General features: G+C 66.9%; 25 protein-coding genes and 1 pseudogene. 9 read left to right on the top strand and 17 right to left on the bottom strand.

What is annotated here, in order from left to right:
- Window positions 1-7 precede the first annotated feature (7 nt).
- Entirely contained in the window at window positions 8-925 is a 918-nt protein-coding gene (locus RZ1_RS05650) for an alpha/beta hydrolase (RefSeq protein WP_072809969.1), read from the top strand.
- Here RZ1_RS05650 and RZ1_RS05645 read toward each other — a convergent pair.
- The 4 genes from RZ1_RS05645 to RZ1_RS05630 form a co-directional block, all read right to left on the bottom strand.
- Window positions 884-1831, bottom strand: coding sequence for a glycine betaine ABC transporter substrate-binding protein (locus tag RZ1_RS05645; protein ID WP_072809967.1), 948 nt, complete (start codon window positions 1829-1831; stop codon window positions 884-886). The two genes, RZ1_RS05650 and RZ1_RS05645, sit on opposite strands and share 42 nt — an antisense overlap.
- A 91-nt stretch (window positions 1832-1922) precedes the next feature.
- The gene (locus RZ1_RS05640; RefSeq protein WP_072809966.1) at window positions 1923-3116 is read right to left on the bottom strand and encodes an NAD(P)-dependent malic enzyme; all 1194 of its coding nucleotides are present in this window, start codon (window positions 3114-3116) and stop codon (window positions 1923-1925) included.
- A gap of 423 nt (window positions 3117-3539) precedes the next feature.
- The gene (locus RZ1_RS05635; protein WP_072809964.1) at window positions 3540-3983 is read right to left on the bottom strand and encodes a hypothetical protein; all 444 of its coding nucleotides are present in this window, start codon (window positions 3981-3983) and stop codon (window positions 3540-3542) included.
- Window positions 3980-4834 (bottom strand): PHP domain-containing protein, encoded by an 855-nt coding sequence (locus tag RZ1_RS05630; protein ID WP_072810008.1) that lies wholly within the window; start codon window positions 4832-4834, stop codon window positions 3980-3982. Before RZ1_RS05630 ends, RZ1_RS05635 begins: the two co-directional genes overlap by 4 nt.
- A 108-nt stretch (window positions 4835-4942) precedes the next feature.
- Here RZ1_RS05630 and corA point away from each other — a divergent pair, with 108 nt between their 5' ends.
- Window positions 4943-5998: a magnesium/cobalt transporter CorA gene (corA, locus tag RZ1_RS05625; RefSeq protein ID WP_072809963.1), complete on the top strand. Its 1056-nt coding sequence runs from the start codon at window positions 4943-4945 to the stop codon at window positions 5996-5998.
- Window positions 5989-7794, top strand: coding sequence for a hypothetical protein (locus RZ1_RS05620; RefSeq protein ID WP_373863692.1), 1806 nt, complete (start codon window positions 5989-5991; stop codon window positions 7792-7794). The genes corA and RZ1_RS05620 overlap by 10 nt, the downstream gene beginning before the upstream one ends.
- A gap of 19 nt (window positions 7795-7813) precedes the next feature.
- Here the strand turns inward: RZ1_RS05620 and RZ1_RS05615 are convergent, their stop codons facing one another.
- The 3 genes from RZ1_RS05615 to RZ1_RS05605 form a co-directional block, all read right to left on the bottom strand.
- Window positions 7814-8641 carry an SDR family oxidoreductase gene (locus tag RZ1_RS05615; RefSeq protein ID WP_072809961.1) on the bottom strand — a complete coding sequence of 276 codons (828 nt, stop codon included), beginning with the start codon at window positions 8639-8641 and terminating at the stop codon, window positions 7814-7816.
- Between the two features lie 83 nt (window positions 8642-8724).
- Window positions 8725-9321, bottom strand: coding sequence for a suppressor of fused domain protein (locus RZ1_RS05610; RefSeq protein ID WP_072809960.1), 597 nt, complete (start codon window positions 9319-9321; stop codon window positions 8725-8727).
- A 41-nt stretch (window positions 9322-9362) separates the two neighbouring features.
- Complete coding sequence (locus tag RZ1_RS05605) at window positions 9363-10475, bottom strand: winged helix DNA-binding domain-containing protein (RefSeq protein ID WP_083583542.1); 1113 nt, start codon at window positions 10473-10475, stop codon at window positions 9363-9365.
- A gap of 80 nt (window positions 10476-10555) precedes the next feature.
- Here RZ1_RS05605 and RZ1_RS05600 point away from each other — a divergent pair, with 80 nt between their 5' ends.
- Window positions 10556-12097 carry an MFS transporter gene (locus RZ1_RS05600; RefSeq protein WP_072809957.1) on the top strand — a complete coding sequence of 514 codons (1542 nt, stop codon included), beginning with the start codon at window positions 10556-10558 and terminating at the stop codon, window positions 12095-12097.
- A 101-nt stretch (window positions 12098-12198) separates the two neighbouring features.
- Here RZ1_RS05600 and RZ1_RS05595 read toward each other — a convergent pair whose 3' ends face one another.
- Window positions 12199-12564: a DoxX family protein gene (locus RZ1_RS05595; protein ID WP_072809955.1), complete on the bottom strand. Its 366-nt coding sequence runs from the start codon at window positions 12562-12564 to the stop codon at window positions 12199-12201.
- A 418-nt stretch (window positions 12565-12982) separates the two neighbouring features.
- Here RZ1_RS05595 and RZ1_RS05585 point away from each other — a divergent pair, with 418 nt between their 5' ends.
- Window positions 12983-14515 carry a recombinase family protein gene (locus RZ1_RS05585; RefSeq protein WP_072809952.1) on the top strand — a complete coding sequence of 511 codons (1533 nt, stop codon included), beginning with the start codon at window positions 12983-12985 and terminating at the stop codon, window positions 14513-14515.
- A gap of 65 nt (window positions 14516-14580) precedes the next feature.
- On the opposite strand, the gene RZ1_RS31625 is transcribed toward RZ1_RS05585, so the two are convergent.
- The 3 genes and pseudogenes from RZ1_RS31625 to RZ1_RS05575 form a co-directional block, all read right to left on the bottom strand.
- Window positions 14581-14733, bottom strand: coding sequence for a recombinase family protein (locus tag RZ1_RS31625; RefSeq protein ID WP_280522814.1), 153 nt, complete (start codon window positions 14731-14733; stop codon window positions 14581-14583).
- A gap of 48 nt (window positions 14734-14781) precedes the next feature.
- A pseudogene (locus RZ1_RS31620) lies at window positions 14782-15111 on the bottom strand (recombinase family protein); the annotation flags it as partial.
- Window positions 15112-15863: 752 nt separating this feature from the next.
- A complete protein-coding gene (locus RZ1_RS05575) occupies window positions 15864-17888 on the bottom strand; it encodes a bifunctional DNA primase/polymerase (protein WP_072809950.1) in 2025 nt (674 codons plus the stop codon).
- A 915-nt stretch (window positions 17889-18803) separates the two neighbouring features.
- Here RZ1_RS05575 and RZ1_RS05570 point away from each other — a divergent pair.
- A complete protein-coding gene (locus RZ1_RS05570) occupies window positions 18804-19178 on the top strand; it encodes a hypothetical protein (RefSeq protein ID WP_072809948.1) in 375 nt (124 codons plus the stop codon).
- Window positions 19175-19834 carry a hypothetical protein gene (locus RZ1_RS05565; RefSeq protein WP_072809946.1) on the top strand — a complete coding sequence of 220 codons (660 nt, stop codon included), beginning with the start codon at window positions 19175-19177 and terminating at the stop codon, window positions 19832-19834. The genes RZ1_RS05570 and RZ1_RS05565 overlap by 4 nt, the downstream gene beginning before the upstream one ends.
- A gap of 68 nt (window positions 19835-19902) precedes the next feature.
- On the opposite strand, the gene RZ1_RS31815 is transcribed toward RZ1_RS05565, so the two are convergent.
- The 4 genes from RZ1_RS31815 to RZ1_RS29890 all read right to left on the bottom strand — a co-directional run bounded on the left by RZ1_RS31815 (window position 19903) and on the right by RZ1_RS29890 (window position 22930).
- On the bottom strand, window positions 19903-20481 hold the full coding sequence (locus RZ1_RS31815) for an HNH endonuclease (protein WP_072809945.1): 579 nt from the start codon (window positions 20479-20481) through the stop codon (window positions 19903-19905).
- 1060 nt (window positions 20482-21541) lie between these two features.
- Window positions 21542-21718, bottom strand: coding sequence for an RsmA family anti-sigma factor (locus RZ1_RS30430; protein WP_169917867.1), 177 nt, complete (start codon window positions 21716-21718; stop codon window positions 21542-21544).
- 53 nt (window positions 21719-21771) lie between these two features.
- Window positions 21772-22215: a hypothetical protein gene (locus tag RZ1_RS05555; RefSeq protein ID WP_139281770.1), complete on the bottom strand. Its 444-nt coding sequence runs from the start codon at window positions 22213-22215 to the stop codon at window positions 21772-21774.
- A 253-nt stretch (window positions 22216-22468) separates the two neighbouring features.
- Complete coding sequence (locus tag RZ1_RS29890) at window positions 22469-22930, bottom strand: hypothetical protein (protein ID WP_139281769.1); 462 nt, start codon at window positions 22928-22930, stop codon at window positions 22469-22471.
- A 134-nt stretch (window positions 22931-23064) separates the two neighbouring features.
- Between RZ1_RS29890 and RZ1_RS05545 the strand changes: the two genes are divergently transcribed.
- Both RZ1_RS05545 and RZ1_RS05540 read left to right on the top strand, forming a co-directional pair.
- Window positions 23065-24165, top strand: coding sequence for a hypothetical protein (locus tag RZ1_RS05545; RefSeq protein WP_072809939.1), 1101 nt, complete (start codon window positions 23065-23067; stop codon window positions 24163-24165).
- A gap of 188 nt (window positions 24166-24353) precedes the next feature.
- Window positions 24354-24611, top strand: coding sequence for a hypothetical protein (locus RZ1_RS05540; RefSeq protein WP_072809938.1), 258 nt, complete (start codon window positions 24354-24356; stop codon window positions 24609-24611).
- Between the two features lie 35 nt (window positions 24612-24646).
- Here RZ1_RS05540 and RZ1_RS05535 read toward each other — a convergent pair whose 3' ends face one another.
- Window positions 24647-25495, bottom strand: coding sequence for a hypothetical protein (locus RZ1_RS05535; RefSeq protein ID WP_072809936.1), 849 nt, complete (start codon window positions 25493-25495; stop codon window positions 24647-24649).
- 19 nt (window positions 25496-25514) lie between these two features.
- On the bottom strand, window positions 25515-26003 hold the full coding sequence (locus RZ1_RS05530) for a YflT domain-containing protein (RefSeq protein ID WP_072809934.1): 489 nt from the start codon (window positions 26001-26003) through the stop codon (window positions 25515-25517).
- Window positions 26004-26088 lie beyond the last annotated feature (85 nt).

The following is a 26088-nucleotide window of genomic DNA, read 5'->3' as shown; positions in this document are numbered from 1 at the left end:
TACCGACATGCCCCAGTTCCCGCTGCCGCTCGTCCGCGCGGCCCTGCGTCCGATGTACCGGCTCACGCTCAACCCCCGGCTGTCCTATCCGATGCGGCGGCGGCTGCTCGAACTGGCGGCGCCGATCCAGACGCTGCCGTCGGGCACGGTGGTCCAGCAGACCGCCCTCGCCGGCCGGCCGGCCGAACGGATCACGGTCGGCGCGACCGAGCGGCGCACCGCGGTGCTGTACCTGCACGGCGGCGCCTACACGGCCGGGTCACCGGCCACGCATCGGTCCCTCGCCGCGCACCTGGCGGCAGCGACCGGGTCGGCGGTGTACGTCCTGGACTACCGTCTCGCCCCCGAGAATCCATATCCGGCGGCGCTCGACGACGCGGTCGCCGCGTACCTCGAGCTCATCACCGAACACGGCGTGGACGCCGCGAGCACTCCGATCGCCGGCGATTCCGCCGGTGGCGGCCTGACGGTCGCGACGGCCCGACGGCTCGCGGACCGGCACGGGGTGACCCCGGCAGCGCTGGGCCTGTTGTCGCCGTGGGTGGATCCGGGCTCCCGCACGGTGCCCTTCGACCGCGACACGGTCCTCACGACCGGGTGGGTGTTCCCGTCCGCGGACGCGTACCTCGGCGGCGGCGACCCGGCCGATCCCGGATTCGCGCCGATGCGCGGCGACCTGAGCGGGCTGCCGCCGACGTTGATCCAGGTCGGCACGACCGAGGTGCTCTACCCGCAGGTCTCCGAATTCGCGCGGCGGTTGCAGGCGGCGGGCGTCGACGTGCGGGTCACCGAACAGCCTCGACTGTGGCACGTCGCGCACCTGCAGGCGTCGCTGGTCCGCGAGGCCGCCGAGGCGATCGTCGATCTGGGTGCGTTCCTGCGTTCACACATGCTCGCCGAGCCACTCGTCGGCGACGGCCGCTGAGTCCTCGCCTGCGTCGACCCGGCCGAGCATGCCGGCGAGGTCGGCGGTGGTGAGTTCGCCGGCGATCATGCTCAGCGCGTCGAGTTGGCGTTCCCCGAACACGTCCCGCCGGAACAACGGGACGACGTTCTGCGCCGGGAACACCGGCGCCCGCGTGTCCTCCCCGGTCTCGCCCTCACCGGGTGAGCGGTCCGGAGCGTCGGCAAGCGCGACGACGTCGGCCCCGACGAGCGCGGGTGACGCGGTCGTGAGCGCGCCGAGCGCACCGCGCCCTCTCGCTGCGCGCACGGCCTCGGCGTCGCCGACCTGCTCGACTGCGGCGGGCACGCATCCGACGGACGCAAGCGCGTCGAGTCCCCCGGACTCGGTGAACGCCGCGGTCGCCGCGACCGTGAGTTCGGCGCAGCGGCCGGCGATCGCGTCGATATCCGTGACACCGAGCGCGGTCGAGGTCGCGTCGCTCAGCACGAGAACGGCGCGGTCCTGAGCGGTCGCGTAGTCGGCGACCGTCAGGTCCGTGGGCAGCGCCCGGCCGAGCGCGGTGAACACGTCCTCGGCGTCGGTTTGCGGTGCGGCCGGTTCGAAGTACCGGAGCAGGCGGCCCGTGTAGCCGGGAACGAGCGTGACCTCGGCGGAGTCCAGCGCGGCGAGTGCCCCGGCTCGGTCACCCGGATCGCGGACCGTCACGTCGATTCCGGTGCGCCGCAACGCCCCCGCATACAGGTGGGCGAGGAGTTCACCGTCGGTCCCGGCGCCCGCACCGACGACCACGCCGGACGGCCCGGGAGCGTCGTCGAGGACCGGTGAGGCGCACCCGGCGAGCGCCGTCGACACGGCCGCCGTGATCGATGCCGCCGCTGCGATCAGGGTTCTGCCGCGTGCCGTGCGCTTCGAGTTCGTCGTCACCGTGTCATCCTCGCGTACCGCCCGGCAACGCCGAACACCCCGGTCCGGGGCCCTGGTGTGGGCTCCGTCCGGGGCGTGCGGTGCGATGCCGCTATTCGGTGACACCCTCTGCCCTCGCCGCGGCCGCAACGGCCTCGGCGACGGCGGGTGCAACGCGCGGATCGAGCGGGCTCGGGACGATCTTGTCGATCGCCAGCTCATCGCCGACAACCGACAGGATGGCCTCGGCGGCAGCGAGCTTCATGCCTTCGGTGATGCGACGGGCACCGGCGTCGAGCGCGCCCTTGAACACGCCGGGGAAGGCCAGCACGTTGTTGATCTGGTTCGGGAAATCGCTGCGTCCGGTCGCGACAATCGCGACGTGCTTGCTCGCGACCTCCGGGTGGATCTCCGGATCCGGGTTTGACAGTGCGAACACGATGGCGTCGTCGGCCATGGTCGCGACGATCTCCTCCGGCACGGTGCCCGCGGAGACACCGACGAACACGTCGGCTCCGGCGAGTGCCTCGATGAGCCCGCCGTGGCGTCCGGCCGGGTTGGTGCGCTCGGCGAGGTCGGCCTTGATGGGGCCGAGGTCCTTGCGCTCGCGGGAGACGATGCCCTTCGAATCGAGCACGACGACGTCGGTGGCACCGGCGGCGAGCAGCATGTTGGTGCAGGCGACACCGGCGGCGCCGGCGCCGGAGATGACGACGCGCAGGTCGGCGATGTTTCGGTTCTGAACCTTGACGGCGCCCATGAGCGCGGAGAGCACCACGATGGCGGTGCCGTGCTGATCGTCGTGCATGACGGGGCAGTCGAGGGCCTCGATGACGCGCTTTTCGATCTCGAAGCAACGAGGCGCAGAGATGTCCTCGAGGTTCACGGCGCCGAAGCTCGGACGCAGCCGGATGAGGGTCTCGACGATCTCGTCGGGATCCTTGGTGTCGAGCACCAGCGGGATGGAATTCAGGCCCGCGAACTTCTTGAACAGCGCGGACTTGCCTTCCATGACCGGCAGCGAGGCGCGCGGGCCGATGTCGCCGAGACCGAGCACGGCGGTGCCGTCGCTGACGACGACCACGAGTCGGTTGGTCCAGGTGTAGCGGGCCGCGAGGGTCTCGTCCGCGGCGATCGCGCGGCTGACCTGGGCGACACCCGGGGTGTACGCGATCGACAGGTCGCGCTGGCTCTCGAGCGGCGACGTGAGCTCGACGGACAGCTTCCCGTCGATGTGCGCGTCGAAGATCTCTTCGTCGGTCAGTTCGACCTTGCGGGGCGTTGGTGCGTCGGACACGATAGACACGATGACACTCCTGCTTATTCCGTGACCACCCGGGTCGCGGTTACTGCGAAGTAGCTGCGACGACTTGCATTTCGTTCGCAGATGCTTCGCCGAGGACAAAATGGATGAAGCGTCCGGGCGCGATCACGATTACCGCTGTACAACGCTGTACGACTTCCGGAGCGTGATGGCGCCGTGGGCGGGTGAGCCCTGGCGACGAGCCCTTTGGATGAACAGGGTCTGCCATCTTTCGTCCGCCATCGGGGGGTAGTTCCGGTGCCGGATTGGCCGCAAGTTTGCCACCTTCACAACGGAACAATCAAATCGCCACTCATTGCGAAGGTCTCACTTTTCGAGCGTTCCACCTGTGAGTTTCGACGATTCACCGGGTGTTGTCCACGTAACGGACGAATTACCGACGGGTAGCGGGGAAGATACCCGAAATCATCCCCACCACTGCGTGAACATCAGGAAGACGGCAGTGACGAATACCACAGCAGATCCGAGCAGAACCGCCGGTCCGCGACGACGGTCCGCGGACAGCTGAGCCGCGATCACGACGATCGCGGCGACCACGTGAGCCCCCACCGACTCGGCGCCCGGTCCCGGCACGCCGCGATTGCCGCTGAGGTACTGCGCGATGCCCACGACGATCGCGAGAACCACGACCGCTCCGCACACGAGCCCGGACAGCGCCCGCACTGCCCGCACGACGACGTTGTCCCGCCGTCGCCCGGCGCGATCGAAAACCTCGGTCGGCGCATCGGAATACTCACTGGCGTAGTAATTGTCGCCGTAGTACTCGCTTTGGTAGTACTCGTCGTCGTAGTACTCGTCGTCGTAGTTTTCGTCGTACGGTCCCCCGCCGCGCCGGCCCCACGCATTCATCCGGCGACCACTTCGACACCCGATGCGCGAGCGACCAGTTCCTCGAGCGCCGCCGGATGCGTCGTGAACCTGCCGATCCCGATGTCCTTGTTCGCACCGTGATAGTCCGACGACCCGGTGACGAACAGGTCGAGGTTCGCCGCCATGTCCCGCATCAACCGCACATCCGCGGCGTCGTGATCGGGATGCTCGGCCTCGAGCCCGCCGAGTCCGTACTCGGCGAGCTCCTCGACATGGTCCAAGGCCAGCAACCGGCCCCGCGCCCGCGCGCGGGCGTGCGCGAGCACCGTCACTCCCCCGGCCGCCGTCACCATGCGCACCGCATCCTCGAGGGCGGTGTCGTCCTTGGGCACGTAGTAGCGACCCCGCGGCGACAACAGATCCGTGAACGCTGCACCGACTGTCGGGACCACCCCGGCCTCCACCAGCGCCCGCGCGAGGTGGGGCCGCCCCGCCACAGGACCCGCGGCCTCGACGACTCTCTCCGGGTCGATCGGCAGGCCGTCCTCGGCCATCCGATACGCCATCGCACGGATCCGGGCAACCCGCTCGCGGCGCAGGCGCTCCCGTTCCGCGGCGAACAGCGGGTCGGCCGGATCGAACAGGTACGCGAGCAGGTGCACCGCGACGGGATACCCGTCCTCACCGCGGCCGGTGCACGACATCTCCATGCCACGCACGAGCGTCGTCCCGGACGGCAAGGCCGCGACCGCCTCGTCCCAGCCCGCGGTCGTGTCGTGGTCGGTCAGCGCAACGACGTCGAGTCCCGCCGCCGCGGCGGTCCGGACGAGATCCGCCGGTGTGTCCGTTCCGTCGGAAGCCGTCGAATGAGAATGCAGATCGATGCGCACCACACCAGTCTGTCAGGCCGGGGCGGTACAACCGCTCAGGGCGACGGCTCGGGCGTCGGCCGGCGGGTTAGCATTGCCGGGCCCGAGCTGCCGCGCGGAAGGGAACCGATGCCGAGCCTGCCGTCCCGCCGCGATCCCGCCCCCCGGCCGATTCCTGTGCCCGCCGAACGCGCCGTCGTGGACTGCGCGATCTACGTCGACGGGCGGCGACTGCCCGGCCGGTACACACACTCCGCCGCACTCGCCGAGGTCCGCCGCCGCGGCGAGGGGTTTGTGTGGCTGGGCCTGCACGAACCCGACGAGCACCAGATGACGAGCGTCGCCCGGACGTTCGGGCTGCACGAACTGATGGTCGAGGACGCCGTACACGCCCATCAGCGACCCAAGCTCGAGCGGTACGACGACGTGATCTTCCTGGTGTTGCGCACCGTCAACTACGTCGAGCACGAATCGGTGACCACCACCAGCGAGATCGTCGAGACCGGCGAGATCATGATCTTCACCGGATCCGATTTCGTGGTCAGTGTGCGGCACGGCGACCACTCCGGCCTGTCCGAGGTCCGGCACCGGCTCGAACAGTCGCCCGATCGGCTGGCGCTGGGACCCGCCTCGGTTCTGCACGCCGTCGCCGACCACGTCGTGGACTCGTATCTGGCGGTGACCACCCTGATCGAACCCGACGTCGACGACCTCGAGGAACTCGTCTTCACTCCCAGCACCCGCATCGCCGTCGAGCAGATCTATCTGCTCAAACGCGAAATTGTGGAACTGCGCCGCGCGGTGGTGCCGCTCGCCGCGCCGCTGCATCAGCTCACCCGGGCCCCGGGCAACCCGATCCCGAAGGACGTGCGCCGCTACTTCCGGGACGTCGCGGATCACCACACGACTGTCGCCGAACGCATCGCGACGTTCGACGAAACGCTGAGTACCCTGCTCGATGCGGCGATCGCGAAGGTCACGGTGCAGCAGAACACCGACATGCGGCGCATCTCGGCGTGGGTCGCGATTGCGGCGGTCCCGACGATGATCGCCGGCATCTACGGCATGAACTTCGACGAGATGCCGGAACTGCACTGGGAGTACGGCTACTACTCGGTCATCGGGGTGATCGTGGCGATCACCGTCGGACTGTTCCTGACGTTCCGGCACAACAAGTGGCTTTGACCACGGCCGTGCTCGACCCGTCCCGGGCCGCGTCGGCGGACCGGCGGGATCGTGTACGCCTGGTCCTCGGTGTGGGGTTCGCGCTCGTCGCCGTGCAGGTGGCGCTACGCGCGGTCGTCGCCGCGACCGGCGAACTCTACTGGGACGATCTGATCCTGATCGGCCGCGCGGGCACGTATCCGCTGTGGTCCGCGGATCTGCTGCTGCACGACCACGACGGGCACCTCATGCCCGGCGCGTTCGCCGTCGCCGCCCTCGCCGGCGCGGTCGCGCCGCTGCAGTGGTGGCCCGCCGCGGTGTCGCTGGTGGTCGGGCAGGCGGTGGCATCGCTCGCGGTGCTGCGGGTGCTGTGGCTGTTGCTCGGCCCACGCCGAGTTCTGTGGGGACCGTTGCTGTTCTACCTGTTCACGCCGCTGACGCTGCCGGCGTTTGCGTGGTGGGCCGCGGGGCTCAACGCCCTGCCGCTGCAGGCGGCGCTGGCGTGGGTCGCGGGCGACGCCCTGCTGCTGGCCCGCACCGGACGACGCCGCTACGTGCTCTCCGCGATCGTGGTCACCGCGATCGCGCTGCTGTTCTTCGAGAAGTCGATCCTGGTGCCGTTCGTCGCGTTCGCGACCGTCGCGCTCGCGTACCGGGTCGACGGCCGGCCGCGGCCGGTGCGACTCGCGGCCCGGCGTGGGCGGATGCTGTGGATCGGCTCGGCAGCGCTGTTCGCCGGATGGGCGGCCTGCTACGTCAGCGTCGTCGAATCCCGGTTCGGGGTGCCGGATCTCGCGATGGTGTCCGGGCTGACACACCACGGGCTTTCGTACGGGCTGGTGCCGACGCTGCTCGGCGGGCCCTGGCTGTGGGAACGCTGGAATCCGAGCCCGCCGTGGGCGACACCGCCGATGGTTCTGGTCGTCGTCGGCTGGGCTGCGGTGGTCGCGGCGCTGGTGTGGAGCCTGCGTCGTCGTCGGCGAACCGGATGGGTGTGGGCCGCGACCCTCGCGTACGTGATCGCCTCGCTCGCGGCGATGATCAGCACCCGGTTCGGTGCCGAGACAACCTACGAGCTCGCCCAGACGCTGCGCTATTTCGCAGACTCGGCGGTGGTCGGCGCGATCGCGGCCGCGCTGGTCCTGCGGGCCCCGCCGCGTCGTGCACCGACCGGTGCCGCCCCTCTCGTCGCCGCGATCTGCGCGGTCGCGTTCACGGTCGGTTCGCTGTGGTCCACCGTGACGTTCACACGGAGCTGGGTCGACAATCCGACCGGCGACTATCTCGCCGCCGCCCGCACCGCGCTGACCGCGCACCCGGACGTGCCGATCCTGGACCATCCGGTGTCGGTGTGGGTCCTGCTGCCGGTCACCCACCCGCACAATCTTCTCGGGTCGGTGTTCTCGGCGCTGCCGGGTCGCGCCGAGATCACCGACAGTGTCGACGATCTGGCGGTGCTCGACGACTCCGGCGCGCTCGTCGCCGCCGACCTGTTCGCCGTGCGGTGGGTGCCGCCGGGGCCGGAATCGGGCTGCGGGTACCGGCTTTCACCGGGCACGACCGTCGTGCTGCCGCTGGACGGCCCGATGATCGAACTGGACTGGACCGTGCAGCTGAACTATCTCGCGGCCGGTTCCGGGCAGATCGAGGCCGGCTTCCCGGGCGCGGCCCATACCCGGGTCTCGGTCGAGTCCGGGCCGGGAACCGTCTACGTCCGGGTCCCCGGCGGCGGCACCGGACTGCAGGTGCGCTCCCCCGCGACCGGACCGGCCGTGTGTCTCGGGGGCGGTCCGGTCGGGGTCGTCGTGCCCAAGTAGCCGGGTCGGCCGGTAGCCGTCAGCCGGCCCAGCCGACCGCGCGCACCGCAGCGACGGCACCGCCGTCGACGAGAAGGTCGGTGCCGGTGACGAAACCGGCCTGCGGATCGAGCAGGAACGCGGCCGCGGCGGCGATGTCGTCCGGGGTGCCGAGACGACCGGTCGCGGACATCTCGACCATCGCGCGCATGTTCGCGCCGGATTCGCCCGCGAGTTCCTCCTGTCCCATCGGGGTGGAGATGACGCCGGGGCTGATCGAGTTGATGCGGGCGCCACGCGCGCCCCATGCGGCGGCGGCCGCTTGGACCCGCAGCGCGTTCGCGCGCTTGGCGACCACATACGCCATCGCCGGATGCCCCAGTGTCTCGGGCGCCAGGAACGGCAGGTCGAGCAGATCGTCGGTCGGGGTGGTCGCGAGCGCCTTCTCCTGGTCGGCGGGCAGGCCGCCCGACATGTGCCCGGCCATGCTGGCGATGACGACACCCGCAGCGCCGGACGCCACGACGCGTACGAACTCTTCGAGGACGAGCGCGACACCGAGCAGGTCGACGCGCAGAATCGCCTTGGTGGACGCCTGCACCGGCGACAGTCCCGCGGTGTGCGCGATGTGGGTGACGCGCCCGAGGCCGGCCGCGGCGTCCGCCAGGACCACGACCGAATCACGTTCGGAGACATCGACGGTCTGCTCCGTGACGTCGTGGCCCTCACCGCGCAGTGTTTCGCCCGCCGCCGCGAGGGTGGTTTCGTTGAAATCGGCGAGCAGAACCTTCCGGCCGCTGCCCAGCCGGCGAGCGATCGCCAGCCCCATGCCGCCCACGCCGATGACGACGACGACGTCCTTGTCCATCCGTACCTCCCGTGATGATCGGATGGACGCGACTGTAGAGCAGCGGCGAGCCGGATCACATCCCCTGCCGGGAGTGGATCGGGTCACATCGCAGGTTGCCCGCGGTTCGGGTCGCGCACGTCGATACCGGCTTCGGTCCACGCATCGCGCAGCGCGCCGGCGCCGCGCAGTCGCTTCCACGCCGCCTCGGTCCCGGTCAGCGGCACGGCGTCGAAGAACCGGACCGGATCGGCGGGCTCGGGCAACACCAGGTCGGGAACGTCGCTGGGGCCGAGCAGCACCGCGGTGAACGGCGCGTTCTCCCACAGCGGTTCGCCGAGATCGAGCAGTGCGTCATCGGTCAGCACGACACCCTCGACGGCGGGCAGCGCCGCCAGGATCGCGAGGGTGCGGTGCACGCCGGCAGTGAGACCCTCCGCGTGGCGCAGACTCAGGATCAGCTCGGCGCGCGGTCCCCGCGTCGGATCGGCGACCATCGCCGCGGGATCGCCCATGGGGTGCCGGGAACAGCCGAGCGTGACGAACCGGGTGACCCCGGAGTCGTCCGATCGGTAGCGCAGCACCTCGATGGGTTCGAGGCCCAGGAACGTCACCGATGCCGATTCCGGTTCGGTGCCGGACGATCCGGAGACATGGCCGGTCAGGTGGGCTCGGACTGCGGGGAGCACGGCGTCGGTCACTCCTGCAATCTACGCCCGCGCGATGGGTGTCCTGTGCCCGGTCAGTGGTCGTCGCCGACGAATCGCACCCGATGGTCGCCGGTCGTCGGCGCCGTGAAGTCCAGCAACCGAAGCCCTTCGGTTTCGAGGGCGGACCGGTTCGATGCCGTCAATCTCCGCCACGGTGTGATATTCAGTGCCGCAGCGTGTTTCGTGACGTTCAGATCGGCGATACCGGCGACGGTCCCGCCGACGAGTACCGCCGGCTTGACGATGCCGTTCTGCGTCATGATGCGGCGCCGATTCTCGTCGGAGATCAGCCGGGACCGATCGGCGTGCGAGAGCAACACGTTGTCGTAGGGCGCGAGAATGCGCACCGGGGCGGGGGTCGCGGGGTCGGGGCGCGGGGCGTCGGGCAGGTCGAACAGTTCGACGCCGCGCTCGTCGCGGAACACCTCGAGCCGCGGACGCAGCCGCTCGAACACCTCGTCGAGCCGGGTGAGCCCGCACCACGCCTGCGCGTCCCGCACACTCGCCGGACCGAACGCCCCGAGGTAGCGCAGCAGCAACGAGTCCGGGTCGGGCACTGCCTGCGGGCGACCGGTCCACTCGTCGAGCGCGGCCAGCCGCGGCTGTCCGGACCGGCCCCACAGACCGCGCGGCGGCACCTGCACCATCGGCACCAGCCCGCGCACCCCGTGCGCGAGGGCTTTCGGGTCGCGGCCCGGGAATCGTTCGGCGAGCAGCGGTTGCAGCTCCTGCTGGCTGCGCGGCACGTCGCGGACCAGGTCGCGGCCGGCCGCGGCGAGGGCGTCGCGGTCCACCCCGGCCAGCGCGGACGCATAGGCGGTGTTGACGTCGAGGTCGCGATCGAGCAGCGGCTGCACCCACGGACGCAGCGCAGCCGCGTCGGCCGCCGAGACCGCGAAGATCGTGCCGCGCATGAGCACGATCCGCACGACCGCGCGGGAGGCGATCAGCTCGGACAGGAAATCGGCGGAGAAGCCGCGGATCCGGGTCCACAACGCGAGATAGGGCGGGACGGGTGCCTGCGCCTGCAAACCCAGCAGGTGCTCGATCATCGGCAGCGGCTCGAGGTCGCTGCGACGCAGCAGGTGCTGGCGCGCGAGGGTGGCGCGGCCGAGCTCCCGGGTCGTGAGAATGCGCGGTGTCACGGACATACCTTGGCACCGCCACGTCCTGCCTGCCGGATTTCCGTAGGCGCACAGGTCTTTAGCACTGCTACGGTCAGCGAATGGAACGACCCGGCGCTGTGCGCACCCGACTGTTGCTGCCCGCGCTGTGCCTGGTCGTCACCACCGTCGCGGTGATGCAGACCGTAGTGGTGCCGATCGTCGGCACCATCCGCGACCAGCTCGACGTGAGCACCACCGCCTCCGGCTGGCTACTCACCGCGAATCTGCTCGCCGCGGCGGTCGCAACCCCGGTACTCGGGCGCCTCGCCGACCTGCGCGGCAAACGCGCCGTCCTCGTCGGGATCCTGTGCGTAGTGCTCGCCGGTTCGCTGCTGTGCGCCGTCACCGATTCGTTCGCACTGCTCGTCGCCGGACGCGTATTGCAGGGTGCGTCGTTCGCGCTGTTCCCCGTCGGGATCGCGGTGCTCCGCGAGGAGATGGAACCGGATCGGCTCGTCGGCGCGATGGGTCTGCTGTCCGGAACGATGGGGGTCGGCGGAGCGGTCGGCATGGTTCTCACCGGCGCGACCGTCTCCGGCGACACCGACTATCGGCGGGTGTTCTGGCTGGTGGTGGTGTTCAACATCGTCGGGCTGGTGCTGGCGCTGGTCGTCGTCCCGAAACGCGCCGCGGCCGCACACGGACGGATCGACTGGGCCGGCGCGGTTCTGTTGTCGATCGGTCTGGCCCTCGCGCTGCTGGCTCTGTCGGAGGGCGGCACGTGGGGCTGGGGTTCACCGGCGACCTTGCTGTGCGCGGCCGGCGGCCTGGCCGTGCTCGCCGGCTGGTTCGCGTTCGAACTCCGCGTCGACGAGCCACTCGTGCCGCCGCGCATGCTCACCCACCGGCCCGTGCTCGTGCTGCATCTGGCGGCGCTGCTCGTCGGAGTCGCGATGTTCGTGAACTTCCTCGCGACCTCGTACTTCGTTCAGACACCTTCCGCCGCGGGCTACGGATTCGGTTCGACGGTGCTCGAAGCGACCGCCGTGTACATGCTGCCGGGCGCACTGGTCGGGGTGGCTGCAGCGGCGCTCGCGGGCCGCCTCGTGCACCGTTTCACCGCGAAGCGAGTGCTCGGTGTGTCCTGTGTGATCGGCACGGCCGGGTTCGTGCTCATCGCCGTGCTGCACGACCGCAGCTGGCACATCATCGTTTCGGGGATTCTCGTCTCGATCTTCGTCAGCCTCGCCTACGCAGCGCTCCCGGCACTGCTCGTCGCGGAGGTCCGGGCCGACGAAACCGGCGTCGCCAACAGCATCAACTCCATCGCGCGCACCGTCGGCAGCTCGCTGAGCAGCGCATTGGTCACCACTCTGCTTGCGACGCAAGTCACCGCGGGCGGCTTCGTGAAACAGACCGCCTATGTCGCGGCGTTCGGGCTCGCCGCGGTCGCCGCCACGGTAGCCGCGTTCCTGGTGTTCGCCACCGTGCGCACACCCACGCGAACGCTCACCGACGCCGAGGAAGACGAGGTCGATGCGACTGCGCTGGCCGCGGAATGGGCCGCAGTCGGCGGGCTCGCGGGCGGCCGGACAGCCACCGTCGGGAGAGCTGATCTCGCGGGCACGGCAGAGCTCCCGAAACGGGAATTCCCGGTGTAGGCGCCAGTAGGTCTCTCACCGAACGATCCGACCGGTGGCGACCGCGCCGGACCAGGCTCTGCAATCGAGGCCGATCTCCGGCCCGAGGACGGACCGGCGAATCACCACGGGGCGTGGTACAGCAGGCCCGAGACGAGGGCAGCGATCGCGAGTCCGAGGAACGTGAGGACGTTCGCAATCCGCCGCGGATCGTGGTCGCGCACCCGCATGTGGGCCCCGGCGGCTGCGAGAAAGTAAAGCACGAGACCGACCGCCGCGGCCACGCCGAGCACGGGGACCGCGAACCCCGCGATCAGTCCGACTGCACCTGCCCCGAGGAGTACACCCAATCGGGGCATCCACGACCGAGGTACCTCCACGACGTCGGCTGCGGCCAGGACCGAGTTGTGCTGAAGCAAGCTCAGCCCGGCAGCACTCGCCATCACGATGGCGGCGACGACGGTGACTGCGATGTATGTGGTGACCATGAGTCTCTCCGTCCGACAGTCCTGGGAATCGGAACGGGTTGGTAGGTCGGGACGCGGCGACGAGAGCCGGGCACCGAACTCCGTCCCGTCACCTGTATGACGATTCGGAAACCGGGAAGGTGACAGTGAAAGCAGCCCGGCAGCGAGGACCGGGGCGCGGCGGACTGGACGGTGATTCCCCGAACCTGAATGTCGGTGGGTGCCGCTCGATCAACGACTTCCTCATCGGCACCCTGCCGATCTCCGCCGCCGACGCCGCCCGCCGCGTCAACGGCGCCCGGAAGGTCGGGGTGGCACGCCGCCTCGCATGGCTGCACCCGACCCGGCTGCGACGCACCGGCCACCTTGACCGCGGTGCATCACATCACCGAATGGTCAAAGTGTCACAGACAGTACAGCGCCGCGTATTTTCGAGGTTATGAACGAACGAACCGCCATCTACGTGCGCATCAGCTCGGACCGCGACGACCGTATGGTCGGCGTCGAGCGCCAGGAGCAGGACTGCCGGGAACTCGCCGCTGATCTGGGCTGGACTGTCACCCACGTGTACGTGGACAACGACACCTCCGCATGGAGGAAAACCACCGTCGAGTTACCCGACGGGTCCAAGGTCCGTCGCAACGTACGGCCTGTGTTCGAGCAGATGCTCACAGCATTACGCCGCGGCGAGCACGACGGTCTGATCGCGTATGACCTCGACAGGGTCGCACGCGAACCGCGTGACCTGGAGAACCTTATCGAAATCGCCGAGCAATTCGGGCGGGCGATCAAGTCCTCGACGGGCAACATGCAGTTGGACACCGACCACGGCATCTACTCGGCGCGCGGCGAGGTCGCACATGCGAACAAGTCGAGTCGGGACACGAGCCGTCGCGTGAAGCGCGCAGCGAAACAACGTGCGCAGGAAGGGAAGTACCACGGAGCAGGCGCAGCGTTCGGCTATGAATTGGTCAAGGACGAGGACGGTAAAGTCCTGACCTTGCGCGAGCATCCCGAGCACGCGGCGATGCTACGGGACGCATACGCGCACCTACTCAGCGGCGGCAGCCTGAACTCGATTGTCAAGCGCTGGAACGAGGAAGGGCGCAAGACCAACCGCGGCAACGCGTGGCGCAGCTCACCGCTCAAGCGTGCGCTGATGACGCCAACGATCATCGCGATGCGCGAGTATGACGGCCAGCTGTACCCTGCGGACTGGCCCGCCCTGGTCTCCAAGGACGACTGGGACAAACTGCGGACACTGCTCTCGGATCCCGCCCGCACAGGCAAGGGGTTCGGCGAAGGACCAGGCAAAGGCAAGTACGTGCTGTCCGGTTTGGTGCGCTGCGGTGGCTGTGGTCGGTCAATGGTCGCTTCGGTCTACAGCGGTGGGCGCGGCACGCGTGGTTGGGTCTGTGCCATGTCGCGCACCAAGGGCTGCACGAACAGTTCGCGAATCGCCCGCGAGCCGTTGGAAACCTGGGTGGTCGAGGGCGCACTTGCCCGCCTCGACACTCCCGCGCTTGAACCCGACGAGCAGGTCAGCGACGAACACGTGGCGCTACGCGCAACCATCGACAAGGATCACCACGCGCTGCGACGACTCGAGGACGACTACTATGACGGCCTGTTCGACGGCGATAAGACGGGATACGTTCGTCAGCGCGAGCGGATCACCAGCCGGATCGCCTCCAACGAGGCTCAACTCCTCGACGCGGCACGCTCATCCGTCCTCGCTGGTATCGAGTCGGTCGAGCAGTTGCGCGCCAACTGGGAGGACGAGACCGTCGCCCGGCGCAACGCCATCCTCGGCGCGGTGATCGACAGAATCGTCATTGGGCCTTACCCCGAGGGTATGCCCTACACGCTGCACCATCGCAAGTCGGAGACCGCCGAGGAGTTCGCTGATCGCAAGCGAGCGCATCAACTCGCGGTCCTCGAGGCGCGCGTGACGATCCTATGGCGGGCGTAAACCGCTCGCGCGCAACGCAAAGGTCCGCCACTCAAGCGAGTAGCGGACCTTTGTCGTGGCATGAGTCAGGCAGCGGCGCGTCTGAGTAGCGCAGCAATTGTCCCAGGCTTCCAACTCGCTCCCCCTTGCGCGGTCGGCACGTCGTCAGCGTTCAACCCGTCCGCAATGGCTTGCAGCGTCGCTCCGCTCGCCCGTTCGCGCAGGACGCGGGCGATCACGTCGGAGGGCGTCGTCGCTGGCCTGCCGAGCCGGATTCCTTGACTCCGCTTGACGGCCAGCGCTTCTCGCGTTCGCTGCCCGATCATCGATCGTTCCAGCTCGGCGAACACCGCTGCGACCTGCGCCATTGCGCGTCCCATCGGTGTCGCAAGGTCGATGCCCAGGTCCAGCACGATCAGGTTCCATCCCTGCCGTTGCGCGGTAGAGAGCAGATCGGCGAAGTCTGCCACCGTGCGCGACAGACGGTCCACCTTCGTGCAGACCAGCGCCTCCGCTTGCCCGGCTTCGAGCAGTGCCAGTGCTGCCCGCAAGGAAGCTCGGTTGACCGTCGCGCCGCTGATGCCCTTGTCCTCCAGCCACATCAGGTCATCCCACCCGCGACGCGCCGCCTCCGACTAGACCGCTGCGCGCTGCACGTCAAGCGAAACCTCTTGTCGGCCAGTCGAAACGCGGCCGTATCCAATCACCTTCATCTGCCCATCCTCCTGTCGTCAACCAATGGCATGTAAACCATCGAGCGATTGATTGAAAAAGGCGACGGTGACGAACGCAAACAGGCGGACTCAGATGCCCTCAGATGCGCCTAGCGTGATCAGCCAACCAACTATCGACGCAAGCCAGAACGTCCGTCAGGGAGCCTCTCGGCGCTGCGATTCGTACTCCTGACGGTCGCGCTGCCACAGCGGGCGGGGATCTCGAATGAGTTGGCGTGCGGCGGGAGTATGCGCGTACTCGCGACAGTGGCGTGGTTCTCCACAGACCCAGTGGCCTCGCTCGACGTGGACGGACCTACTCTTCGGCCACTGGCGCTTACAGAGGAAGCAGGTGATCATTGGCGTCTCCGTTCGGGATTGGGTTACCTGGCCGGCCACTGGGCCTTGTGGTGTACGCGGGAGCAGTCGTATCGGAGCTATCCTCGCGAAATAACTTGTTCAACAGTCGGTTCGGTCGATAGGTACGTGTGATGCATCCCTTCACCAACCGACCACCACCAGTCAAAGCGCGCTGTTAAAGCGCGCGCTTTTGTCTGGTGGTCAGCGCATCTCGTGAAATCTGGTGGTCGTCGCGTGGTCTACCAGCGCTTTTCGGATCTGTCGTCGCGTGGTATCGCGTGGTCGTCGGGTGGTTTTCACAAGTCGGGTTGTCGCGTGGTCTGTCGCGTGGTCGTTGGTGCGATCAACCGATAACGGTCGGGGAGTTTGCCGCGTCCGTCGGGGTTCTGACCCCCTGGAATAACTGCCGTATCGGCCATGTCGCTGATCTCCTTGCGGACCTTGCGGCGGTTGTTCTCCGTGTCCTTCAGGCCGAGTCGTGCGATGATCTCTGCTGCGGTCGCGCCGTTGTCGCCTGCGAGTGCCAGAACTTCGCGCACAGTGCGAGGACCGCTGTGGACGGTGCTCGTACCCGACGGGTGATCGTGGTGGACCTCCAACGGAGGCAGCGTCTCGGCGGGTTGCTTCAGATGGTGCAGCGTGACGACCTCATCGCCGGGGTTGCCTTCGATGCCGAAGACGCTTCCTGTGCCCGAGGTCAGCAGAGTGGACCCGAACACGTTGTCGAGTGCGATGCGTCGCTTCTCGCCGTTGGCTGCCTTGCGCTCATGATGGAGCAACACGACCTCGATCTTGCGGGCGATCAACTCCTGCCACGACGAGTTGAGGCCCGACGCGATGCTGTCATCCGAGAGGCTGCGCATGGCTGCGTAGTCCTTGACCGAGTCCACGACGACGACCGAAAGGTCGGGGACGTACTCCGTGGCCCAGTCGGCGACGATGGACGGCGACCCAAGCGGATCGAACGGTAACGGCCCAGACCACACGACCACGTACTCATCGAGGACTGCCCGGTGTTCTTCGCCGACCATGCGCCGCATGCTGCGAGCAGCCTGGGTTGGCCGGTCCATTGCGAGGTACAGGACGGGCCGCATCACGACGGGAACGTCGAACCCCAGGAACGGGCCGGAGCGGATACCCAGCCTGTGCAGAATGACTTGTTGCGCAAGGGTGGTCTTCCCGGTTCCTTGATGACCGGTGAGCATCAGGGCCTCACCCTCTGCCCAGAGCACTTGCTCACCTGAACCCCAGACAGCGGTGGGGACCTCGGGTTGGTCCAGAATGAACGATCCGCCGCGGGAGAAGCGACCGACTCGTCCTTTGCTGTCCTGTGCGTCGCGCTCGCTGATCAGGCGCAGTGCTTCCTTATTGGCCTCGTGCCAGTCCAGTCGATCCTGGATGAGCTTGTCCCGCTTGGTGCTCGGGAGATCCTCGCCTTTCGCACGCACAGCGTCCTGCGCACTCTGGACGGTCCGCATGATCTCGTCGTCTGGGAACGTCTTACGAGACTCGATCTCGCAGCTCGTGATTCTGCGAAATACCTCGTCACGTCGCCATTGCTCGTCCCGGCTCTGGCCGAGTTCCCGAAAATGCCGGCACGCGCGCTTGAACACCTCGTCATTACGGTTTCCTTCGAGAACGGGCGCGTAGAGGTCCGTTTCTGCGCTGGCAGTCGAGTTGTCGCGCTCGCGCTTTGCGATGCTCTGCGTGAGCGTCAGCGGCGCTTTCGCGGGCTCTCCGTCGCTCTGCCAGCAGTACGCTCCGCCAGACTGGTGATTCGACGGAGGCAGGAGAACGTACCCGCCCTCACCTCGAACATCGACGCCGGGAAGCCAGCCTGTCCGGTTGCCGATCACGACGTCATCGGGGGGCTCGAAGAACAAGTGCTTACCGCCGCCTCCCGTGAGGGAGCGCAGCGGAGTCGTCAGCTCCCCGTGCTCGGCCTCCCATGCTGCGAAGGACTCGAAGCCGTTGTGCTTTCTGTCGACATCGACAACGAACACCCCGGACTCACGGCCTGTTGCCAGTGCCCAGTTCGCGCTGTCACCGTAGGCGCTGTGCCAAGCACGCAGACGGTCAACGTCATTGGTGGCGTCCTTGACTCCGCGTGCTGTTCGCGGGTGCTTGCCGGGGCTCGTGCAGTCGTCTCCCTTCCCGCAGGAGCACCGGCCTCGGTTCATCGAATGACACGGGAACAGTAGCCATCCGCGTTGGGTGAGAGACAGAAGCGATTGCAGCCGAATATTGTTCGAGTCAGCGGCAGGCTCGGTATCATCGCCTGTGCGTACCGAGTCTGTCGCGCCCCGCATGGTTTCCGTCATAGTGACCACTCCTGCGAGGCGCAGTCGTTCAGGGGAGTTCGCCCGATAAAATCGAGATCGAGCGGATTGGATCCCCGTTCGGTGTTGTATCCCCCTTGGGCATTGGGTCTCTCGCTTCGGTGAGGGGCCCATTGTTCATGTCCGGACATGCTCACCCCCACGCAGCAGTGTGCGCAGCAGACGCACCGCGTCCGGGTCGCTGACCGTAGGCGAGAACCCTTGCGCTGCTGCACCTGCGAGGGCGGACTCACGGGCACGTTGTGCGAACTCTTCGGCGGTCATGACGCCGACGCCGTGCGCTTCGGGCGGGTCGCAAAAGCTTCGGCGATGGCCGACTCGGTGAACAGGCCCGACAGCGGAACCTCGAAGAGTTCCGGAAGGCGTTCGCGAAGTATCGCATTCGGACGCGTCCACCCGTTGACGGTGTTTCGGACGTGGCGCTCGCTGACGCCGAGTTCATCGCCGAGTAGGACGTACGTCCACCTATCGCGGGCGATGAAGTCGGCGAGGGGTTGCCGACCATGAGGGCCAAAGGTAGTGACTGCGCGAGGCATAGGGTGCTCCCAGAGCGAAATGGAAGCCCGTACCGTCGCGCCACTCTCGGTTCTTCGCTACGAGCAGGCGAAGTGATCCGTGGTTGCCTCTCCGCACTTGGACGGAGAACGCGTAGGGGTCGAAATCGTTCGACCAGACGCCACGTTAGCCGAGCGAGGCCCGTCAGACAACGACCCCGCTGGTCGGCGCGGTTCGTGAGGTTAGGCTGCGCTTGTCAATAGGTTTCAGGGTTTGACCTGGCCCGTCTCGGCGTGCATCATGGACGGCGCAGCACTGCTCCGCTGCACGTACCGAACGAATCCGAGCTGGGTTCGTTCGTGCCCAGGTTCGGATTGGTTCCCGACCCAAGGGGCGCAACCTATGAACGATCGCTACGACAGCACCTATGCTGTCTCCTTCGAGTTCAACTCGCCGAACCGCCTTCCCGGTGCGATACTTGACCAGTGGATCGACGGTCTGGGCATGCAGCAGTTCGAGGCCACCCCGCATTTCCACGATGTGTACCTATGCGGTGGGAACACGATGGACCTCGTTTTTGCCCACGACAATCCGCGCTATGACCACGTCTCCGAAGCGGTGACGATCGGGAAAGCAATCGCTGACGCACTACACACGAGTGTCGCGTCGGTCGAGTTCATCCGTACGCAGGTTTGGGTCGGTGACGTCGAAGCCGTAGACATCGACGTCACCTATGACACCCAGTTGTCATTTCTCGGACGTGAGGCCCTGCCATGAGCGCCAGACGCAAGCCACTTGCTTTCCGGCTGTTCAAGACTCACCACGATCGCCACGGTGCCGAGCAGTTGGCGCAGCGGATCTGGCAGGAGCTAAGTGATCGCGACTGTTTACAGGTTCGCGCCATCAGTGCGTCCGGTCGTGCGATGGACAGCCACGTCACCTATGTCGCGAGGGGTGGCAACTCCCATGACATTCGGCGGCGCTACTTCGATGAGTGGGACGAGGACGACAGTGCAGTCGATGACTACACCATCGCGGCCATGATCGATCTGGACGCACTGGGGTTGACCGATCTGGACCGGATCACCGTATCGGATGCGTTCTACAACGCCATCGTGGAAACACGTAAAGCGTTGCTTGCCAACGCAAGCGAACCGCCCAAATCCCAGCCATCCAGGGAGCGGAAAATATTGGTGCCGGATGAAGTTCCAGAGCCACCCAACGAGGTGGTGGAAAGGTCGGGGACTGTGGAGGTGACGTACGTGAAGACGTCCGAGCGTCGTTCGGGTGGCCCCTTGTGGGACGAGGCCCTGATGAAGGCGGTCAAGGTCGTAGACCATCGGAAAGGACGAGAGCTGTCGCTACCCGTTGGCCTAATGCTCGCTGGCGACGCAAGGTCGAGCTATTGGGTACGCGTGCCGAAGCCGGGGTAGGTTCAGATGACGTGGCCGACCGTCCATTACAAGGGCGGCCGGCTGTCGCGCCGCATTCTGCGTATGCGTTACGTGCGAGCGGGTCGGTCGCGCAACCACCGGTTATAGTGCGGTTTGCAGAGTCCCCGTGTGTTGGATTCCTTTTCGCATCCGTCCTCTGAGCAGGTCTTCCCTCTGTTGAGACCGCGTTGGTAATGAGGCTTGCAAAGGCCGCGAGCGCGTATGGGTTTCGTGCAACCGTCTTCGGAACAGATCGTGGGTTTCGGTGGTAGCTCAGTTGTGCCGTGTTTGAGGAATCGACGCCGATGCTTCTGGCACATCCCATACGACTCGGCGCGACGGTCACAGTCATCGACGGAGCACTCGGTTCGCGTTGGTATCATGCCGCTTGCTTCCCATTCGGCGAGGAGTGGTGCGACCTCGTCGGGGTTGCGCTTCCATCGAGCGGGCTTGTTGCCCTTCGTGATATTGCAAGTCTTGTGAGCCAGCGCGAGGTTCTCTGGGTCGTGCGTTCCACCGCGCGAAATCGGCAGCACGTGGTCTACCTCAGGTGCCAGCGGGTGCGGCCTTACTGCATCTTTCGGAACGGGTAGACCGCACAGGGAGCAGTCGTCGCCGTCTCGTTCGCGAAGCGCCTCAGCGGACATGTACAACGATGCGCTCCGGTGTCGACAATCGTCACATAGGCGCTTGGAGACAGGGGTTAGTCTCTTTCCTCCGTTGGCTGGAGCGAGATAGTCGATAGTCGTTCCGCACTGTGCGCATTCTCCTGAAATAGCAGCCGCTGCATGCCTTCTAGCTAGATTTCGGCACACAACAGAGCAAAACCTACCGGTGTTGTTCTCCCCGACCGGATCGTCGCACCAATCGCAGGGGGCATTGGACGGCCTCGCGACACGAGTCCCAATTGGGCGTAGAACCTCCCCCGCATTCTTTTGCTTCAGGTGTGAGGAGCAGAGTCCACGTCCGATCGCGATGCGGTCACATTCGGGACCAGAGCATCGAGGCTTGCAGTCCCTGGTGCAGTACCGCTGGCCGCTGGGCTTACCCGTGAGATCCGCACCACAACCTCTGCACAGCCGGTCGATACGGTGGCCTGCGCGAAACCGGTTGTGGTGGATCACGCAGCGCCCATCTTTGGTGGGCGTCCGGGTGCAGTTGGACTCTACGCACTCCGCGGGGGAGGAGGAGGTCCGCTCGTCGGACAATAGGGGCGCGGAGTCAAGTGCTCCAGCCCGCTGCAACTCCGAGTAGTGACGAGGACACCGACCGCGCGCTTTGGTAGGTCTATCGCACCCCTCCACGGTGCAGATACGCGTGGTATTCCTAGCGGACCCTCGTGCCTTGTCATAGTGCCGCTGGCATAGGCCCTTAACTTTCGCGGGCTGTGCGCAGTGTGGTTGCGCGCAGTCGAGTGGCTTCCGCTTTTCGAGCGAGCCCGTGCGGAGGAACCGGAGTCTGTGCTTCTGGCAGTACCCCTCGCGGCTACTCCGGGGTTGTCCGCAGTCGGGTACTGCGCACGGGCCTCCTTGAACGCGTTTGTCGCTGCCGTTCGGGTCGCCGTACTTCCAGAAGGCTTGGTAGTGCTTCTCGCATAGTGCATGCCTCTTAATCGAGACCTTACGGGCGCAGCCGTCCACTTTGCAGGTATTGATGCGGCTGTCCGTGCTTGTCACGTTCGTGATGGTATCGACAGGGTGCGACAGCTCAGCCTGATCGGGAGATCGGGCCGCGCCCGTACTGGCGCAACAGATCAGTCACGCCCTCCAGGGCCTCCAGATAGGCGACAGCGCGCTCATCTGCGTAGATGCGAGCGAGTAGCTGGGGATCGTCCGGATGGACGCCAGCGTGGAACTCAGCAAGGAACTCCCGAGAGAACGTCATCGCCCGAACCTACCGGTCCGGGCGACGAGGTGCAGGAAGTTATCCACAGGCTGTTAGTAATGGTTCCTCGGTGGTCGCGGGAACGCCACGACCACGTGGTTCTCCTCGGGTTCGGGCTCTGGCTCAGGTTCGGTGTACTTCCTGTTCGGGTCCCAGGCCGGCTTACCCACGGGCCAGTCCTGCGCTGACTCCGTAGGTTCGACCACTTCGGCGTCGATGATCTCGTGTTGGGGTTCGTCCGCGTCCGACTCGCCGGGAGGGAGCGCTACGTCTCGCTTCACCTCGGTCAGCAGTCGCTCGTAGGGCTTGATGTCGCCTACCTCGTGCTCGATGCGGCTGGTCGGCCCCAGCCCGGTGCGGTCGAGCACGAGCTGGGCTGCGCGCAGTCGTACGGCAGGCTCGAGTGATTCGTCATCGAGCATTCCGTCTACAACGCCGATGGCGCGCAGGCGCAGGTCGAGCAGTCGTGCTGCTGCGGACTGCCTCGTCAGGGGCACTCGTCCGCCGTGCTTGACGCAGACGGTGCCCCCTTGCATGGCGTAGTTGCCGCAGGGTTCACCGTCCGCCCGTCGAGCGTTGCACGGCTGTCGAGTGTTGTCGGGGCGAGTCGCCACAGCCTCCGGCGTGGTGGTGTCCTTGGTACCTCCGTGCGCAAAGCACTTGGTGCTACCGTTCACGGCCCACCGGGTGCACGGCTTGCCGCCTCTGCCTCGGTTGTCGAACTGCGTGGTTGCGTTGCACTTTGGCACGTCAGATCCTCACTGGGTTGTAATCGAGGATGATCGCCGGTGCGCAGGTCGAGCACAGGGGGACGCCGATAATGCTCGGTGGCGCGCTGACCCACAGGATCTCGAAGTCCGACAGCGGATGAGAACAGGTCGCGCAGGCGAATCCCGAAGCGTTGCACGCGTTCCCCTTGCTGATGATGTACGCCATCTTCGCGATCATCACGGCCGGATCATCGACGGGATACATCGCCACGTTCGTCTGTAGGTCGGTCAGGCACTCGACATCTGCGAACCCCGGTAGATCGCGGTGACCTCGGCTCGGCGTATCACCAAGTCCGATAGGGGTAATCAATGCTGGACCGTCGTAGGTCGCGTCTCCCCGACCGCGCAGCACGAACCGTACGTAATCCTCAATGCGTGGATGTTCCAGCAGGTGAGCGTTGTACGGCCACAGCGCTTCGGATCGGATGATGGCGTCAATCATGTTGCTCTCCCTTGGTGTTGGGTACCTGCGTCCAGTCTAGCGCGCTAGGTACCGCAAATCGTCTGTTACGCAACGTAATCCGCGTATCGTCGCTGCTGGAAGGTCCTACGAACCACTTCGAGAGGGAGGCTCTCATGGCCGCACAAGGCTACTCAACAGTCGGCGACGTTCATACCACCAAGGACGGAAAAGACTGGGGGACAATCTGGTCCGAGTTCCAGACGACACTGGAACTGCTGAACACGAACCGTAGCGCGGTCGTGAACCTCTTCACGGAGAACACGACCCGAGCGCAGGACGACACCGAACAGGCGACAGGCGGAGCAGACTTCGAGGAGGCCAGCGAGTTCGGCGTTCCGAAGAGCACGAGGGTATCGCCGTCGCTGCTCGAAGTCGGGTACCCGTTGCGCTGGTACGACATTCGCAAGTCGTGGACTCGGATGTACCTTGCGCAGGTTGAGGCTGGGCAGCTCGAAACTCTCCACGCTTCGGTGCTCGAAGGTGACAACCGTCTGATCTTCCAGCACGTCATGGGCGCGCTGATGACCAAGACCGGCCCCCTCACGCGCCCGGTCAACGAGTACAACGTCCCCGTGTACTCACTCTGGGACGGTGAAGCGGATTCGACACCGCCGAGCTATGCGGGCAAGTCGTTCGCTCCTGGTCACAACCACTACGCCACGACCAGCGGAGCGTTCGAGGCAGTCGATCTCGACTACCTGATCCGCAACGTGACCGAGCACGGCTACGGGGCTGACTTCGGTTCGCAGATCGTCATTCTCGCCCACCCGGATGACGCGGACATCATCACGACGTTCCGAGCCGGCCAGGTCGCAGCAGACGGCGGCAAAGCGGCGAATGACTTCATCCCTGCGGCCAATGCCCCTGCGTTCCTCAGCAATGAGGCGATCATCGGTGATCGCGCTCCCGCATCGTATGAGGGCCTCAAGGTCCTCGGTTCGTACGGCGAGGCGTACGTCGTGACGAACCACTTCGTGCCGTCGGGGTACGTGACAGCGATTGCGTCGGGCGCGCAGTCTGCACCGTTGGGATTCCGCGAGCACACCCAGCCGGGGCTGCGTGGCTTGCAGTTGTTCCCCGGCTCCGATAACGCGTACCCGCTGATCGAGTCCTACTACTCGCGCGGCTTCGGCGTCGGCGTCAAGCGTCGCGGCGCTGCTGCTGTCCTCCAAATCACGGAGGCGGCGGAGTACACCAGCCCGTCGATCTTCTGACGCGCGGCCAGCGCGCAACACTCGCCCCCGGTGCGGTCTAATGCCGGGGGCGAGTTCTGTGTAATCGGGCCTTGACCAGCGTAGATTATGAGCTCGGTGGTGTACTGTTTGGGATACTTTGTCTGGAAGGACGGCGGCCCCACCGACATCAGCACGAGGACCCGGCCTGCGACGCCTGCCACGCGCTGGTGCACGAGGGACCCGGCGGCCGGCAAACGAGAGTCGCACCAACAGAGTGGGAGTATCCGGGCCGCACCGACTGGATCCCGCCCCCGCACATCGACCCGGAACGGACACCGCGGGTCAACCACCGGCACCATCTCGGGGATCTACTGTCCGCGGCATTGGCGCACTACCGCGCCCGCCGCGACACCGAGCTGCGCGAACACCGGCGACGCTGGCTGCGGGAACCGGCCGGGGACGCCGCCGGCGGCGAGGTTCCGTAGAGGATCACCGCTCGAAGGCAACCCCGGTCGCGCAGTCACTCGCCACGCAGCCGCGCGACGGCCGCATTCGCCGCCGACAATGCGCGCTCCGCGGCCGTCCTGTCCTGCGCCGCTGCAGTGGCTGCGCTGCGCGCGAACTCGCGTTGCTGTTCGGCATGCGCGAGTCGCTCGCGCAGCTCCCGCACCCGCGCATCGTGGCGGGGGAGTTCCTGTTCGGCTCGTTCGGCCGCGGCCCGGGCTTCGTCGGCGGCTGCGCGGGCGGCTTCCGCTTCGGCGACCGCGTGTTCCAGCTCGGCCGCGCGGGCCCGTTCCTTCTCCTTCGCGGCCGCGCGTGCCTGCTCGTCCTCCGCTCCCGATTCGGCGCCGATGTCCTTCGCCCGGTCGCGGACGACGGACAGCGGAGCCGTGCCCGCATCTCCGAATCCGCTGTATTCCAAGGAGGTTTCGAGCCGGCCGGCCCGCACTCGCTCCTCGATGTCCGGATCGGCGAGAGCGGCATTGAGGGTCTGCCCGACCTCGCGCAACGCTGCCTCGCTCACTCGTCGTCCGTGCGCGACGGCGAGCCGGCCCGCCTCACGTTCGAGCGCCCCGACCGCCTGACGACGCTGCCCCGAGAGTCTGCGCAGATCGCGGCCTGACAGCCGGCGCTGCGCGGTACGCAGGGCAGCGCCGAGGTCGAGCAGCGCGGCGAGTTCGTCGGCGCGGTCGCGGGCGAGCAGGTTCACCAGCCACGCCGCGACCGTCGGCTTGCGCAGCTTGCCGATCGCCGCCGCCGAGTCCCGGTCACCGGCCTTGCGGGCCCGCGCGATGCGCTCGTCCCTCGCCGCGACGAACTCGTTCGGGTCGAGTCCGTACAGCTCGTCGGCGATCTCGCCCGGATCCACGGTGGCCGCCTCTGCGGTGCTACAGGGCCAGCTTGGCGAGCAGATCGCGGGCGCGTTCGGCGGTCTTCGGTTCGCACAGCACGTCGTAGCGGCCCGCGACCAGCTGCATCGTCGACGAGAAGTCCCGCTGGCCGCGCGTCGCGGCATACGGGATCGACGCCGAGATCAGACCGAACACGATGCCGCCGACCAGACCCACGAGCAGCGGGCCGAGGAAATCGGTGGAGAAGATTCCCAGCAGCAGGCCGAAGAACAGACCGAGCCAGGCACCCGACACGATTCCCCCACCGATCACCTTCGGCCATGTCAACCGGCCGGTGACGCGCTCGACCTGCATGAGATCGACACCGACGATCGTGACGTCCTGGACCGAGAAGTTCTCGTCGGACAGGAAGTCGACGGCGCGCTGGGCCTCGGCATAGGTCGTGTACGAGCCGACCGGCCAACCGCTCGGCGGGGTCGGCAGGCCCGGGGCGGGCCGGCCGGGCTGTCCGAGAGGGTTCGTCATGGGCATGAACTCCTTTTCGCGGCGCGACGAGTCGCCGCGCCTTCCAGGGCAGCGCACAGCTCGAGCGGTGCGCACCTGTCCATTC

This window comes from Rhodococcus zopfii NBRC 100606 = JCM 9919 (genome assembly GCF_001895025.1).
In the GTDB taxonomy this organism is placed as follows: Bacteria; Actinomycetota; Actinomycetes; order Mycobacteriales; family Mycobacteriaceae; genus Rhodococcus; species Rhodococcus zopfii.
Note: the sequence above shows the minus strand (reverse complement) of the source record. Positions and strands in the feature narration are given on the sequence as shown.

Excerpts from the sequence above, each read along its gene's own strand:
- RZ1_RS29890 (WP_139281769.1), bottom strand. The coding sequence starts at position 22,930 with ATGATTGACGCCATCATCCGATCCGAAGCGCTGTGGCCGTACAACGCT.
- RZ1_RS05650 (WP_072809969.1), top strand. The coding sequence starts at position 8 with ATGCCCCAGTTCCCGCTGCCGCTCGTCCGCGCGGCCCTGCGTCCGATG.
- RZ1_RS05585 (WP_072809952.1), top strand. The coding sequence starts at position 12,983 with ATGAACGAACGAACCGCCATCTACGTGCGCATCAGCTCGGACCGCGAC.
- RZ1_RS05530 (WP_072809934.1), bottom strand. The coding sequence starts at position 26,003 with ATGACGAACCCTCTCGGACAGCCCGGCCGGCCCGCCCCGGGCCTGCCG.
- RZ1_RS05595 (WP_072809955.1), bottom strand. The coding sequence starts at position 12,564 with ATGGTCACCACATACATCGCAGTCACCGTCGTCGCCGCCATCGTGATG.
- RZ1_RS05600 (WP_072809957.1), top strand. The coding sequence starts at position 10,556 with ATGGAACGACCCGGCGCTGTGCGCACCCGACTGTTGCTGCCCGCGCTG.
- corA (WP_072809963.1), top strand. The coding sequence starts at position 4,943 with ATGCCGAGCCTGCCGTCCCGCCGCGATCCCGCCCCCCGGCCGATTCCT.
- RZ1_RS05615 (WP_072809961.1), bottom strand. The coding sequence starts at position 8,641 with ATGGACAAGGACGTCGTCGTCGTCATCGGCGTGGGCGGCATGGGGCTG.
- RZ1_RS05570 (WP_072809948.1), top strand. The coding sequence starts at position 18,804 with ATGAACGATCGCTACGACAGCACCTATGCTGTCTCCTTCGAGTTCAAC.
- RZ1_RS31815 (WP_072809945.1), bottom strand. The coding sequence starts at position 20,481 with ATGTCCGCTGAGGCGCTTCGCGAACGAGACGGCGACGACTGCTCCCTG.
- RZ1_RS05575 (WP_072809950.1), bottom strand. The coding sequence starts at position 17,888 with ATGACGGAAACCATGCGGGGCGCGACAGACTCGGTACGCACAGGCGAT.
- RZ1_RS30430 (WP_169917867.1), bottom strand. The coding sequence starts at position 21,718 with ATGACGTTCTCTCGGGAGTTCCTTGCTGAGTTCCACGCTGGCGTCCAT.
- RZ1_RS05635 (WP_072809964.1), bottom strand. The coding sequence starts at position 3,983 with ATGAATGCGTGGGGCCGGCGCGGCGGGGGACCGTACGACGAAAACTAC.
- RZ1_RS05545 (WP_072809939.1), top strand. The coding sequence starts at position 23,065 with ATGGCCGCACAAGGCTACTCAACAGTCGGCGACGTTCATACCACCAAG.
- RZ1_RS05565 (WP_072809946.1), top strand. The coding sequence starts at position 19,175 with ATGAGCGCCAGACGCAAGCCACTTGCTTTCCGGCTGTTCAAGACTCAC.